This window comes from Amycolatopsis sp. VS8301801F10, assembly GCF_046195355.1.
Lineage (GTDB): Bacteria > Actinomycetota > Actinomycetes > Mycobacteriales > Pseudonocardiaceae > Amycolatopsis.
In genome coordinates, this window is record NZ_CP176065.1 from 5,237,386 (window position 1) to 5,249,756 (window position 12,371).

General features: G+C 71.0%; 10 protein-coding genes. 6 read left to right on the forward strand and 4 right to left on the reverse strand.

What is annotated here, in order from left to right; all coding sequences use genetic code 11:
- Positions 1–364: 364 nt before the first annotated feature.
- Complete coding sequence (locus F9C11_RS24815; protein WP_409179751.1) at positions 365–2,254, reverse strand: glycosyl hydrolase family 18 protein; 1,890 nt, start codon at positions 2,252–2,254, stop codon at positions 365–367.
- A gap of 391 nt (positions 2,255–2,645) precedes the next feature.
- On the opposite strand from F9C11_RS24815, the gene F9C11_RS24820 reads away from it, so the two are divergent.
- Positions 2,646–3,782, forward strand: a complete 1,137-nt coding sequence (locus F9C11_RS24820) for an acyltransferase (protein WP_409179752.1) — start codon at positions 2,646–2,648, stop codon at positions 3,780–3,782.
- Between the two features lie 28 nt (positions 3,783–3,810).
- Here F9C11_RS24820 and F9C11_RS24825 read toward each other — a convergent pair whose 3' ends face one another.
- Positions 3,811–4,521, reverse strand: a complete 711-nt coding sequence (locus tag F9C11_RS24825; protein ID WP_409179753.1) for an aspartate/glutamate racemase family protein — start codon at positions 4,519–4,521, stop codon at positions 3,811–3,813.
- A complete protein-coding gene (locus tag F9C11_RS24830; RefSeq protein ID WP_409179754.1) occupies positions 4,521–5,948 on the reverse strand; it encodes an NCS1 family nucleobase:cation symporter-1 in 1,428 nt (475 codons plus the stop codon). The genes F9C11_RS24825 and F9C11_RS24830 overlap by 1 nt, the downstream gene beginning before the upstream one ends.
- A 144-nt stretch (positions 5,949–6,092) precedes the next feature.
- On the opposite strand from F9C11_RS24830, the gene F9C11_RS24835 reads away from it, so the two are divergent.
- Together F9C11_RS24835 and F9C11_RS24840 are read left to right on the forward strand one after the other, a co-directional pair.
- Complete coding sequence (locus F9C11_RS24835; RefSeq protein ID WP_409186971.1) at positions 6,093–6,764, forward strand: GntR family transcriptional regulator; 672 nt, start codon at positions 6,093–6,095, stop codon at positions 6,762–6,764.
- Positions 6,765–6,806: 42 nt separating this feature from the next.
- Positions 6,807–7,652 (forward strand): alpha/beta fold hydrolase, encoded by an 846-nt coding sequence (locus tag F9C11_RS24840; protein ID WP_409179755.1) that lies wholly within the window; start codon positions 6,807–6,809, stop codon positions 7,650–7,652.
- Here F9C11_RS24840 and aroA read toward each other — a convergent pair.
- On the reverse strand, positions 7,645–8,931 hold the full coding sequence (aroA, locus tag F9C11_RS24845) for a 3-phosphoshikimate 1-carboxyvinyltransferase (RefSeq protein WP_409179756.1): 1,287 nt from the start codon (positions 8,929–8,931) through the stop codon (positions 7,645–7,647). The genes F9C11_RS24840 and aroA overlap by 8 nt on opposite strands.
- Before the next feature lie 97 nt (positions 8,932–9,028).
- On the opposite strand from aroA, the gene F9C11_RS24850 reads away from it, so the two are divergent.
- Genes F9C11_RS24850 through xerD form a run of 3 tightly spaced genes read left to right on the forward strand, consistent with a single transcriptional unit; the run spans position 9,029 to position 12,330 of the window.
- A complete protein-coding gene (locus tag F9C11_RS24850; protein ID WP_409179757.1) occupies positions 9,029–10,729 on the forward strand; it encodes a CTP synthase in 1,701 nt (566 codons plus the stop codon).
- The gene (locus F9C11_RS24855) at positions 10,726–11,358 is read left to right on the forward strand and encodes an NUDIX domain-containing protein (protein ID WP_409179758.1); all 633 of its coding nucleotides are present in this window, start codon (positions 10,726–10,728) and stop codon (positions 11,356–11,358) included. The genes F9C11_RS24850 and F9C11_RS24855 overlap by 4 nt, the downstream gene beginning before the upstream one ends.
- 39 nt (positions 11,359–11,397) lie before the next feature.
- Positions 11,398–12,330, forward strand: coding sequence for a site-specific tyrosine recombinase XerD (gene xerD, locus F9C11_RS24860; protein ID WP_106965024.1), 933 nt, complete (start codon positions 11,398–11,400; stop codon positions 12,328–12,330).
- The last annotated feature ends 41 nt before the right edge of the window (positions 12,331–12,371 follow it).

Below are 12,371 nucleotides of genomic sequence, written 5' to 3' on the forward strand. Positions count from 1 at the left end.
GCGGCGCCGGGTTTCCTTCGTGGGCGAGGAAAACCGGTGCTGCCGCCGACTTGTGCGCCTGCGTCGGGGACGGGACGGGTCTCGCCCGGCTTGGTGCGCGTGTCGCGAGGGCCGGGAGTGCCCCGCCCAGCTTTGTGCGCCTGCATCGGGGACGGGACGGCTCTCGCCCGGCTTAGTGCGCCTGTCGCGAGGGCGGGACGGCCCTCGCCCAGCTTTGCGCGCGTGCCGCGAGGGCGGGAGTGCCCGCCCAGCTTCGTGCGCCTGTCGCGAGGACGGCTCTTGCACAGCAGTCAGCGGCGGCACCGGATCCCTTCGGGGGAGGAATTCCGGTGCCGCCGCCGTTATTCACGCGCCTGCCGCGGGGTCAGCAGGCGCCGTTGTCCGCCCAGACCGCTGCGCTGCCGGGCGTTTCGCCTCGCGTCCACCACTTGGCGGACCAGCGGTGGCCGTTGTAGGACACCACCGCGCCGGCGTTGTAGGACTGGGAGGTGCTCCACGCCGCCGGGCACGCGGTCGTCGGACCGCCGCCGCCGGTGCAGGCTCCGTTGTCCGCCCAGACGTCCGAGGTGCCGGGCTGCTCGCCCTGCGTCCACCACTTCGCCGTCCACGTGTGGTTGTTGTACGACACGACCGCGCCGCCGTTGTAGACCTTGCCCGAATCCCAGGCCGCCGCCGTGCACTGGCTGGGCGGAGTCGTGGAAGTGGTGGGCGTGGTCGGAGTCGTCGGCGTGGTCGGGGTCGTGGGGGTGGTCGGCTTGGTGGGCGTGGTGGGCGTCGTCGAGGTGGTCGGCGGCGGGCCGGAGCAGCCCTCCGTCGGCGCGGCGAGCCCGTCCACGACCGCGTGGAACAGCGTCGACTCGGGATCGAGGTCGTACAGCGAGAACATCATCGCGCCGCCGAGGCCGTTGCAATGGATGTAATCGGTGCGCGCCTTGATCGACTGCTTGGACGAACCGCCGTAGAAGCTCGTCCCGTCGTAGAACCACGCGGATTGCGTTGTCGGGTCCCAGAACGTGGTCGCCGGGTTGTCGACCACGCCGGAGAGTTCCTTGTACATCGCGACGCCGGGCACGTTGCCGCTCAGCGGATGCGGAGCGGACGGGCCGGTCGCCGTCTGGTACAGCCCGTGGTTCGAGCCGGCCGGGACGCCGGTCCAGCCCCGGTAGTAGAACGGGATGCCCAGCGTCAGCTTCGCCGCCGGGAACCCGCCGGGGATGCCGTACGCCGGATCGCCTTGCGTGTACGCCTTCATCACCTGGTCGATGGTGTATTTCTCGGTGCCCGGCGGGATGGTCGGCGACGGGTCGTTCGGCGAGGGGTAGAGCGGGTCCTGGAAGTTCGTCGGGCCGGTCTTGTCCCACGCGCCGTGCATGTCGTAGGTCATCGGGTCCGCGAAGTCCATGTACTGGTGGATCTTGTCGGTCTCGATCTTCGCGATCTTGTCCTGGCCGCCGGGCAGGGCGGCCGAGAGCGCGTAGTGCTTGCCCAGCGCGTCGAGTTCGCTGCGGAACTCGGCGAGCAGCGCGGTGAAGTTCTTCGTGTCGTCGGGGCTGTAGTGGTTGCCCTTGTGGCCGCCGGGATGCGCCGGGTACTCCCAGTCGATGTCGAACCCGTCGAAGATGTTCGCGGCGGTGCCGGGGCCGCCGAAGCCGCCCGCGGCCGGGATGTTGCCCTTGATGAACATGTCGATGCAGGAGCTGACGAACTTCTTGCGCGAGGTGTCGGTGGCCGCGGCGTCGGAGAAGTACTTCGAGTACGTCCAGCCGCCGAGCGACAGCAGCACCTTCAGGTTCGGGTGGCGGGCCTTGAGTTCCTGCAGCTGGTGGAAGTTGCCGACGATCGGCATGTTGTAGGTGTCGGCGGTGCCGTCGACGCTGATGTCCGAGCCGAACGACTTCTGGTAGTCGGCGAACTGGTCGCCCGCGCCGTCGCCCGCGTTCGGGTCGTCCTCGCCGCCCGGGTCGGGGGTGGTCGCCTTGGTCGTCTCGAAGCAGGTGAGGTTGTTCGGCTCGATGTTTTCGAAGTCGTAGAGCAGGTAGTCGATGTTGTCGGCGATCTTGTCGACGTTCTTGAGGTAGTAGGCGTTCTGGTAGATGCTCCATTGGTCGAAGTAGGCGATGCGCAGGCCTCCCGAGGAGGGCGCGGGCGTCGCGGTGGCCGGGGCGGGCCGGGCCAGGATGGTGAGACCGGCCACGACCACGGCGGCCGCGGCGGCGCAGGCCACGGCCAGCGGTCTCAAGGTCCGGTGGGGCATAAGCGTTTCTCCCTCGCACAAGCGAAGTCCGCCCGCCGCACCGGAATGCGCGGCGAGCGTCGGACATCGGGTGATCACTGCAGGAGCGGGGCCGGCCCGCTTCCGAATGTGAACCAGGGCACAGCCGGAGTCAATACTATGGACTAGACCAATTTCCAGGGCTGGGCGTTTTGTGGTGGAGTGTCCGGAAAGGCCCGACGAACGGCCTGTTCCACGCGGGGCGAGTGGTCCGGACCGCCGAGCGGCTCCGGTTCACCCGTACGGGTGTGGCTGACCCGACATCCGGCTCGCGCGGCATCAGGCGCGTCTCAGGAAGATCATGGGTGGTTCACAGCTGCGCACGAGAGCCTGGCACCATGAGCGCCAACGACCCCGGGAGCACGGCCGAACGATGACCACTACCGAGATCCCGCTCGTCCGTTCCGACGAGCCGGCGCCCGCCAGATCGCCGCACCTGCGTCAGCTCGATTTGTACCGGGTCGTCACGTTCGCCCTGGTCATCCTCATCCACGTGATCGGCTCCACGACCTTCCCGCAGGACGTCGTCGCCGACGCGATCCAGACCCCGCTGCACCTGACCCGCGAAGCGTTCTTCGCGCTGACCGCGTTCGTGCTCGCGTTCCAGTACCGCGACCGGCCGCTCAACGCCGGGAAGTTCTGGCGCAGGCGGTTCCCCCTGGTCGCGGTGCCGTACGTGGTGTGGACGGTGATCTACCGGGGTTATTCGGTGCTCGCCTCGGACCAGCCGTTCGGCTCGGCCGGCGCGCAGCTGCGCACGCTCGGGCTCGACCTGCTCACCGGGAACGCCTGGTACCACATGTATTTCATGCTGGTGACGCTGCAGGTGTACCTGCTGTTCCCGCTGCTGGCCAAGCTGTTCGACCTGATCCGCCGCCGTCCGTGGACCGTGCTCGCGGTCTCCGGCGCGCTCCAGGCGGCGGTCGCGGCCTTCATGAGCTACCCGCCCGCCGCGCTGGGCTACGGCTTCGTCAGCAAGTTCTTCGCGACCTTCGTCGTGTACCAGTTCTACATGCTGCTCGGCACCGCGGCGGCGGTGCACTTCGAGGCGGTGCACGCCTGGCTGCGCACGCACGCGCGCTGGGTCCTGCTGGCGATGGCCGGCGGGCTCGCGATCGCGGAGACCGGCTATTTCGTGAGTGTCCACTTCGGAGAGTGGCCGGAGATGGCGTCGGACGCCTTCCGCCCGTACCTGATCCCGTGGTTCGTCGCGGTGATCGCCGGGATCTACCTGGCGGGCGCGCGCTGGGCGGAGAGCAGGCAGCGCGGCGGGCGGTTCGTGTCCTGGGCGGTGAACCGGTCGTTCGCGGTGTTCCTGACCCACCCGATCGCGATCGCGCTGCTGGACCCGCTGTTCGTCTTCGTCGGCGACCGCTACGGCGCGCCGTGGACGACGCTGGTGGCCTACCCGGCGACGGTGGCGCTGACCTTCGGCATCGTCGAGGTGCTGCGGCGGCTGCCGTGGAGCAAGGCGCTGACCGGACGCGCCCGGGTGCCGGTGCGGTCCTGAGCGGCAAACGTCCGGGAGGGGCAAGCGGTCATTCCCCGGGCCAGGCGCGGTGTTTCTCGAGCGGCCGGGCGTAGGACCCGGCGCGGCTGGTGCGCAATCCCAGCGCCACCAGGGATTCCGCGAGCCGGACCGCCGCCGCGACGCCGTCGACCACCGGCACGTCGAGCATCGCCGACATCTTGCGGTCCAGCCCGGTCATCCCGGCGCAGCCGAGCACGAGCACCTCGGCCCCGGCGTCGCGCGCCCGCAATCCCGCGGCGAGCAGGGCGGATTCCGTGCGTTCCTCGTCGCGCAGCTCCAGCACGCTCAGCCCGGTGCCGACGACCGCGACGCAGTTCCGGTCCACGCCCGCCGAATGCAGACTGTCCTCGATCAGGCCGCAGGTGCGGTCCAGCGTCGTCACCACGCCGTACCGGCGGCCGAGCAGCCCGGCGAGATGCGCCGCGGCCTCGGTGATGTCGACGACCGGCACGTCCAGCAGTTCCCGTGCGCCCTCGCGGCCGTGCTCGCCGAACCCGGCGAGGACGACCGCGTCGAACGGTTCCTCGGTGGTGCGCAACAAGTCCAGCACGGCCGCGGCGGACAGGAAGCTGTCCAGCCAGCCCTCGGCCGATTCCGGGCCCCACTTCGGCGTCAGCGCAAGGATTTCGGTGCCGGGGCTGGCCGCCGCGCGCGCACCGGCCTCGATCTCCTTCGTCATGGCCTCGGTGGTGTTGCAGTTGGTGACGAGGATCCGCATCAAGCCCTCCGCTGGCGGTGCGAAACGGCGTAGTAAAGCAATCCGGCGCTGGCGGTGCCGAGGAACCAGGAGTACGGCGCGGCCGGCGCGAAGAACGGCACCAGCGCGATCACCGCGGAGAGCACCGCGCACGGGAAGAAGGCCGCCATCGCGCGCGGATTCACCTTGGGGTACTTGCCGTCTCGCACGAACAGCTGCTCGACGTCGACCTCGCCGCGGCGGATCAGGTAGTAGTCGACGATCATGATCCCGAACAGCGGCCCGAGGAACGCGCCGAGCCCGCCGAGGAAGTAGTTGACCACCACCGGCGACGAGTACAGCTTCCACGGCAGCACGCACAGCGCGGCGACGGCGCTGATCATCCCGCCGACGGTGAACGAGATCCGCTTGGGCCAGATGTTGGCCAGGTCGTAGGCGGGGGAGACGAAGTTCGCGACGATGTTGACGCCCATGGTGGCGATGGCGAAGGTGAGCGCGCCGACGATCAGCACCGGCGTGTTGTGCACGCGGGCGAGCAGCTCGGCCGGGTCGGTGATCGCCTCGCCGAACACCTGCAGGCTGCCCGCGGTGACGATCACCGACAGCAGCGCGAACGCCGTCGAGTTCACCGGAAGGCCCCAGAAGTTGCCGCGCCGCACCGTTTTCTGGTCCGGGGCGTTGCGGGAGAAATCGCAGAAGTTGAGCATCAGCGTGCCGTAGGTGGACAGGATCAGCCCGGCCGCGCCGAACCACTGCCGCACCTGCTCGCCGCCGGACAGCTGCCGCGGGCTGCTGGTGAACGAAAGGCGCCAGTGGCTCGCGGCGAGAATCCAGACCGCGAGCGCGATCATCACGACCCAGATCAGCGGGCCGCACCAGTCCTGGAACTTCCGCACGGCCTCCATGCCGCGGGTCAGCACGAGCGCCTGCACCAGCCACAGCGCCACGAAGCACATCCAGCCGAGCGCGTGCAGGCCGAGGAAACTGTGCTGGGTCAACGGTTTCAGGCCGGGGTCGATCGCCAGCACGAGCAGCGTGATGGCGACGCTCGCGAGATAGGTCTGGATGCCGTACCAGAAGATCGCGATCACCGCGCGGATCAGCGCGGGGAGGTTCGCGCCGAACGTGCCGAAGCTGATCCGCGCGACCACCGGGAACGGGACGCCGGTGCGCTGCCCGATCCGGCCCATCAGGTTCATCCCGAAGAAGATGACCACGAACCCGAACAGCAGCGCGGTGAACACCTGCCAGGCCGAGAGGCCGAGCACGAACAGGCCGGCGGCGAAGGTGTAGTTGCCGAGGTTGTGCACGTCCGACATCCAGAGCGCGAAGATGTCGTAGACCTTCCAGCGCCGTTCCCGGGCGGGGGCGAGGTCCTCGTTCCACAGCCGGGGGTCGGGTTCGGTCTGGACGTTCGCGCTGGTCGCGGTGGACGGGACGGGCGTCATCGCTGACCTCCGGTCGACGTGCCGGCAGCTTTGGTATCCCAAACTGGGGATCCTCACTATCTCCCCGCTCGGCCGCTGCGTCAACCCTCTTCCCGATAAACTCGCGAGCGTCCGGTGTCGGTCAGAGGGGGTCAGGTGGGCGCCATCCAAGAGCGGCAGCCGCTCGCGGCGACGCGCGCCCGGGTGCTCGACGAGCTGCGGGAGCGGATCCTGACCGGGCGGCTGAAGCCGGGGGACCGGCTGGTCGAACGCGAATTGGCCGAGGACCTCGGGGTTTCGCGGGTGCCGGTGCGCGAGGCGATCCGCAGCCTCGAGGCCGAGGGATTCGTGGTCGTGCCCTCGCCGCGGCGGGTCGTGGTGCGGCAGCTGGCGCGGGTGGACGTCGAGGAGCTGTTCGACGTCCGGGAGGCGCTGGAGAGCCTCGCCGCCGCGCGCGCCGCGGAGCGGGCCGGGAAGCCGGAGATGCGGCGGCTGGAGCGGTTGCTCGCCGAATCCGCGCGGGTCACCCCGAGCGGCGACGGCGCGCGGATCTCGGAGGTCAACAGCAGGCTGCACGACGAGATCGTCGCCATCGCGGGCAACCGGCTGCTGACCACGATGCTGCATCCGCTCGAAGGCCAGCTGCGGTGGCTGACCAGCCAGAACGAGCACTGGGACGAACTGCTGGACGAGCATCGCCGGCTGGTGGACGCCATCGGGTCCGGCGACGTGGAGCGGGCGCGCGAGTACGCCGCCGAGCACGTCCGGGTCAACCGCGAGGTGACGCTGCGCGACCTGTTCGGGGAGGGCGAGCGGGGCGAGCGCCCGGCGGGCTGATCTCCGGTAAGGTGACCCTGACTCGCGCGAGGGGGGTCGCTGGTGGCGCACGTGCAGGGCGAGCCGGAGTGGGTGTCCACAAGGGACGGACGACGGCTGTACGCGATGGTGCTGCCCGGTCCGGAGAGCGCGCCGACCGTGGTGTTCGAGGCGGGGGCGGGCGCGGGCCGGTCGTCGTGGGGGCTGGTGCAGCCGCTGGTCGGCGAGTTCGCGCGGGCCGTCGTGTACGACCGGTCCGGGCTCGGGCGCAGCGCGCCGGATCCCTCCGGGCGGACGCTGGACCGGATGGCCGATGATCTCGTCGACGTGCTGAGCCATTTCGGGCCGGGGCCGTACGTGCTCGTCGGGCACAGCGCCGGGGGACCGATCGTGCGGCTCGCCGCCTCGCGGACCTCGGCGAAGCTGGCGGGCCTGGTGCTGGTCGATCCGACCGACGAAGCGGCGGAAGTGCTGTTCTCGCCCCGATTCCGCGCCGCCGAACGGAAACTTCTGCTTGCCGGCCGGATCCTCGCCGCGGCCGGATTGCTGAAGTTCTTGTACCGCCCCATGGTTCGGGCGGCTCCCGAGGACGTCCGGCGCGATCTGGTGCGCGAAGGCTTTACGCCGCAAGTGCTGCGCACCCAGACCGAACAGGCGCGCACCTTCCTCGACGAGCTGGCGACCTGGCGGGCGAATCCGCCCGCGCAAGGCGACTATCCGGTCGCCGTGGTGTCCGGCGGCCGCACCGGGGACGGGATGAACGCCGCCGTGCGCGCGGAGGCGAATGCCGCGCACGCACAACGGGTTTCGCCGGGCGGACGGCACCGGATCGCGGAGAAGTCCGGGCATCTGGTTCCGGTCACCGAACCCGGTGTGGTGGCGGAGGAGATCCGCCGGTTGCTCAGCTGACCGCGTCGCTCCACGTCTCGACGAACTTCGGGAACGTCTTGCCGACGGTCTCCGGGTTCTCGACCAGCACGCCGGGCACGCGCAGGCCCAGCACCGCCGCGGCCATCACCAGCCGGTGGTCCTCGTAGGTGTGGAACACGCCGCCGTGCATGGGGGCGGGGGTGATTTCCAGGCCGTCCTCGAGTTCGGCGACGTTCGCGCCGAGGCCGGACAGTTCGGTGGCCAGCGCGGTGAGCCGGTCGGTCTCGTGACCGCGCAGGTGCGCGACGCCGGTGATGCTCGACGGGCCGTCGGCGAAGCACAGCATCGCCGCGATGACCGGGGTCAGCTCGCCGACCTCGTGCAGGTCGAGGTCGATGCCGGGGAACGCGCCGCCGCCGGTGACGACCAGGCCGTCGTCGTCCAGCGTCGCCTTCGCGCCCAGTTCGGTCACCAGGCCGCGCAGCCAGTCGCCCGGCTGCGTGGTCTGCTTCGGCCAGCCGTGCACCCGGACCGTGCCGCCGCCGACCACCGCGGCGGCCACGAACGGGGCCGCGGTGGACAGATCCGGCTCCACGACGTACTCGGGGCAGGAGAGTTTGGCGGGCTCCACGTGGAATTCCGGGCCCGAACGGTCCACCGTCGCCCCGAACCGGCGCAGCATGTCGAGCGTCATCGCGATGTGCGGTTCGCTCGGCGGGGCGCCGCCGACCAGCCGCACCGTCACGCCCCGCTCGAACGCCGGGCCGGCGAGCAGCAGCGCGGACAGGAACTGGCTGGAGGCCGACGAATCGAGGTCCACCCGGCCGCCGCGCAGGCCGCCGGTGCCGTGCACGGTGAACGGCGGCGCGTCGCGGCCCCCGTCGTCGATCCGCGCGCCGAGCTCGCGCAGCGCGGCCAGCAGCGGGCCGATCGGGCGGCGGCGGATCGCCTCGTCGCCGTCGAACAGCACCGACGCGTCGCCGAGCGTGGCGAGCGCGGGCGTGAACCGGGCGACGGTACCGGCATTGCCGAGGGTCACGGTCGTTTCGTCGCCGCGTCCGCCGATGGTGCCGAGCGGGTGGACGAGGAAGCCGTCGATGGTCTCTTCGGACAGCGCGCCCAGCGAGGCGAGCGCGGCCAGCATTAGCCGGGTGTCGCGCGAATCGAGCGGACGGCGCACCCGCGTGGGCGCGCTCGCGAGCGCGGCGAGCACGTAGGCCCGGTTGGTGATGGACTTCGATCCGGGGACGCGCACCGCGGCGTCCAGCGAGGCGCCCGCCACCGGGGCGGTCCAGTGGTCATCGCGGAGGTTCGGCACGCCGCGCAGCCTAGCGCGGGGCGGGCGGGCCGGTTCCGCCGCGCCGGGAAGAGGCGTCGGCGAGCGAACCGGCGGGAGTGGGATATGCTGGCGGCCCGTGGGACTTCAGTCGCGGGCTACCAAGTATGTCTTTGTCACCGGAGGCGTCGCCTCCTCTCTGGGTAAGGGTCTGACGGCGTCCAGCCTCGGACAGCTCCTCACCGCGCGCGGACTCCGCGTCACGATGCAGAAGCTCGACCCGTACCTCAATGTCGACCCCGGGACGATGAACCCGTTCCAGCACGGCGAGGTGTTCGTCACCGACGACGGCGCCGAGACCGACCTCGACATCGGGCACTACGAGCGCTTCCTCGACCGCTCTCTCGACGGCAAGGCGAACGTCACCACCGGACAGGTGTACTCGGAGGTGATCGCCAAGGAGCGCCGCGGCGAGTACCTCGGCGACACCGTCCAGGTGATCCCGCACATCACCGACGAGATCAAGGCGCGGATCACCGCCGCGGCCGGGCCGGACGAGAACGGCGTCGCGCCGGACGTGGTGATCACCGAGGTCGGCGGCACGGTCGGCGACATCGAGTCGCTGCCGTTCCTCGAGGCGTGCCGCCAGGTGCGCCACGACGTCGGCCGCGACCAGTGCTTCTTCCTGCACGTGTCGCTCGTGCCCTACCTCGCCCCCTCGGGCGAGCTCAAGACCAAGCCGACCCAGCACTCGGTCGCCGCGCTGCGCAACATCGGCATCCAGCCGGACGCGCTGGTCTGCCGCGCGGACCGGGAGATCCCGGACGACCTCAAGCGCAAGATCGGCCTGATGTGCGACGTCGACACCGAGGCGGTCATCGCCTGCCCGGACGCGCGCTCGATCTACGACATCCCGAAGGTGCTGCACGGCGAGGCGCTCGACGCGTACGTGGTGCGCCGCCTCGGCCTGCCGTTCCGCGACGTCGACTGGACGGTGTGGGGCGACCTGCTCGACCGCGTGCACAACCCGGCCGAGGTCGTCCGGGTCGCCGTGGTGGGCAAGTACATCGACCTGCCGGACGCGTACCTCTCGGTCACCGAGGCGCTGCGCGCGGGCGGGTTCGCGCACCGCGCCAAGGTCGAGATCGTCTGGGTCGCCTCGGACGACGCGCAGACCGAATCCGGCGCGGCCTCCGTGCTGTCCGATGTGGACGGTGTGCTGATCCCGGGCGGGTTCGGCATCCGCGGCATCGAGGGCAAGGTCGGCGCGATCCACTACGCGCGCACGCACGGCGTCCCGCTGCTCGGGCTGTGCCTCGGCCTGCAGTGCATGGTCATCGAGAGCGCCCGGAACCTGGCCGGCATCGAGGGCGCGAACTCGGCCGAGTTCGACGAGACCACGAAGCACCCGGTGATCTCGACCATGGCCGACCAGCGCGACGTCGTCGCGGGCGAGCGGGACATGGGCGGCACGATGCGGCTCGGCGCGTACCCGGCGAAGCTCAAGCCGGGTTCGCAGGTGGCCAAGGCGTACGGCACCACCGAGGTGTCCGAGCGGCACCGGCACCGCTACGAGGTGAACAACGCCTACCGCAAGCAGATCGGCGACGCCGGCCTGGTGTTCTCCGGCACCTCGCCGGACGACCGCCTGGTCGAGTTCGTCGAACTGCCCGCGGACGTGCACCCGTTCTTCGTGGGCACCCAGGCGCACCCCGAGCTGAAGAGCCGCCCGACCCGGCCGCACCCGCTGTTCAGCGCGTTCGTGAAGGCCGTCGTGGACCGCAAGGTCGCCGAGCGGCTCCCGGTCGAACTGCCCGAGACGCCCGTGGCGGCTCGGTGAGCGCGCCCGGCACGCACGAGTTCTCCGTCGCCGGCAGCACGGTCGTCCACCTCGGACGCGTCGTCGGCCTGCGGGTCGACGACGTCGTGATGCCCGGCGGGGAAACCGCCAAGCGCGAGGTGGTCGAACATCTCGGCGCGGTGGTGATCGCGGCGCTGGACGGCGAGGACAACGTCACGCTCGTGCACCAGTACCGGCATCCGCTCGGGCGCCGGCTGTGGGAGCTGCCCGCCGGGCTGATCGACAAGCCGGGGGAGGACCCGGTCGAGGCGGCCCGGCGCGAGCTGGCCGAGGAGGCCGGGCTGGCGGCGGGAAGCTGGGAGACGCTGGTCGACGTCGCCGCCTCGCCCGGGTTCACCGACGAGGTGGTGCGCGTCTTCCTCGCGCGCGATCTGTCCGAAGTGGACCGTGAGGTGCTCGGCGACGAGGAGGCCGACCTGGTGGTGCGGAAATTCCCGCTCGCCGAGGCGGTCCGGATGGCGCTGGCGGGCGAGCTGGTCAACGGCGCGACCGTCTCGGGTGTCCTTTCCGCGCACGCGGTTCTGACCGGGGCGGCCCAGACGCGCCCGGCCGACGCGCCGTGGCAGGACCGGCCGACGCGGTTCGCTCGCCGACTGGCCGAGGGCTGATTTCCCCGTTCTGTCGGTGCGCCGTCCTAGAGTGGCGGCGTGAACGATGCGGGTGTCGAGGTGCGAGGCGCGATCGCCACGTACCTCGACCACCTCGTCGTGGAACGCGGCACCGCCCGCAACACCCTCGACAGCTACTCCCGCGACCTCCGGCGCTACGCCGCGCATCTGGAAGCGGCGGGGGTCGAGCGGCTGACCGAGGTCACGCCCGCCCACGTCACGTCGTTCGGCGCGGCGCTGCGCGAGGGCGACGAAGAACACCAGCCGCTGGCCGCGTCGTCGGCCGCGCGGGCGCTGGTCGCGGTGCGCGGGCTGCACAAGTTCGCGCACGCCGACGGGCTCACCGAACACGACCCGGCCCGCGACGTCCGCCCGCCCGCGGCGGCGAAACGGCTGCCCAAGGCGCTGCCGGTCGCGGACGTCCTCAAGCTGCTCGACACTCCGCCGCCGGACGGCGAACGCGCTTTGCGCGACCGGGCGCTGCTGGAACTGCTGTACTCGACCGGAGCGCGGATTTCCGAGGCGGTCGGCCTCGACGTGGACGATGTGGACGACACCGAGCGCACCGTCCTGCTCGACGGCAAGGGCGGGAAGCAACGGCTGGTGCCGATCGGCCGTCCCGCGCTCGAAGCACTCGACGCCTACCTGGTCCGCGCCCGTCCCGCGCTCGCCGCGAACGGCCGGGGCACGTCGGCGATCTTCCTCAACGCGCGCGGCAGCCGGCTTTCCCGGCAAAGCGCGTGGCAGGTGCTCAAGGACACCGCCGAGCGGGCCGGGATCACCGCCGCGGTGTCGCCGCACACCCTGCGCCACTCGTTCGCGACCCACCTGCTCGAAGGCGGCGCGGACGTCCGCGTGGTGCAGGAACTGCTCGGCCACGCCTCGGTGACCACGACCCAGGTGTACACGCTCGTCACGGTCACGACGCTGCGCGAGGTCTACGCCACCGCGCATCCGCGCGCGCTGGGCTGAATGCCCGAGGCGTCCCACAGCCTTCCCACGCTGCGGTGACT